This is a genomic window from Micromonospora phytophila (assembly GCF_023656545.1).
In the GTDB taxonomy this organism is placed as follows: domain Bacteria; phylum Actinomycetota; class Actinomycetes; order Mycobacteriales; family Micromonosporaceae; genus Micromonospora; species Micromonospora phytophila.
Map to the genome: position 1 here is coordinate 1 of NZ_JAMOKF010000609.1, position 1,295 is coordinate 1,295.

Below are 1,295 nucleotides of genomic sequence, written 5' to 3' on the forward strand. Positions count from 1 at the left end.
GCTCACCGTGAGCGCCGCGCCGGCCAGCACCGCCGCACCGGCGATCAGCAGACCGTCGGCGGGGCCGAAGCGCTGCCGCCGGGCGACGGTACGCGGCGTGCCGGCGTCGAAGCCGCGGGCGTCCATCGCCACCGCCAGCCGGGTGCCCCGGCGGATCGCGCCGACCAGCAGCGCGAAGGCGGTCGAGCCGAACAGCCGCAGTTTCGCCAGCGGGTTGCGGCCCGCCTCCACGCCGCGCGCCCGCCGGGCCATGCTGATCATCTGCCATTCCTGCCCGAGCAGCGGCACCAGCCGGAACGCGGCCAGCGCCCCGATGGCGAACCGGGCGGGTGCCTTCGCGTTCTGGATCAGCGCGTCCGCCAGGTCGGTCGGGTCGGTGGTGGCGAAGACGATCACGCCGGGCAACGCCACGGCGAACATCCGCAGCACCAGACCGAGGGCGGTGAGCAGCACCCCGGAGGTGACCACCACCGGACCGGCCTCGACCAGCAACCGGCCGGAGCGCTCGGCGGCGAAGAGCACCAGCGTCACCAGGATGCCGACCGCGCTGGCCAGCAGCGGCCAGGCCCGCCGCACCAGCACCCGCGGGTGGACGCCGAACAGCGGCAGCAGGGCCAGCTCGATCGCGATGGCGATCGCCGGCGCCACCGGGTCCAGGGTGGCGACCAGGGCGAACGAGAAGACCAGCGCCGCGGCGAGCTTGGCCACGGGGTTGCGCCGGGCCAGCGGCGCGTCCGGCGCGGCGACCGGCTGAATGTCGATCACGACGGGCGCTCCAGGGTGAGACGCCGGTCGGCCAGCGCGGCGACGAACTCCGGGTCGTGCGTGACCGTGACCAGGCCGTGCCCCGCGTCGCGGAGCTCGGCGAGGAGGTCCACCAGCTCCAGCCAGGTCCGCCGGTCCTGACCGAAGGTCGGTTCGTCACAGACCAGCAGGCGGGGCGCGGTGGCCAGGGCCGTGGCCACACTGAGGCGCCGCGCCTCGCCGCCGGAGAGGGTGTACGGGTTGGCCGCCGCGAGTTTCGTCAGTCGCAGCCTCGACAGCAGCCCGTCGACCGTGGACCGGACGGCGGCCTCGGGCTGGCCGGTGCGGCGGGGGCCGAGGGCCAGCTCGTCGAAGACGGTGCCGGTGACGAACTGGTGCTCCGGGTCCTGGAAGACCGAGCCGATCCGGCGGGCCAGCGCGGGGGCGCGCCAGCGGTGCAGGGGAGTGCGGGCGTCGGCGCCGGCCAGTTCGGCGGTCGCGGTGAGCCGCCTGGCGCCCGGCTTGAGCAGTCCGCCGAGCAGCAGCGCGAG

At 75.8% G+C, this 1,295-nt stretch carries 2 protein-coding genes; both read right to left on the reverse strand.

From position 1 onward, the window contains the following. The coding region (locus NCC78_RS31725) for an energy-coupling factor transporter transmembrane component T family protein (RefSeq protein ID WP_250799132.1) at nt 1-765 on the reverse strand (765 nt) is incomplete at its 3' end. Next, nucleotides 762-1,295, reverse strand: a 534-nt coding sequence (locus NCC78_RS31730; protein ID WP_250799134.1) for an ABC transporter ATP-binding protein, incomplete at its 5' end; no start/stop codon positions are given. The genes NCC78_RS31730 and NCC78_RS31725, both read right to left, overlap by 4 nt.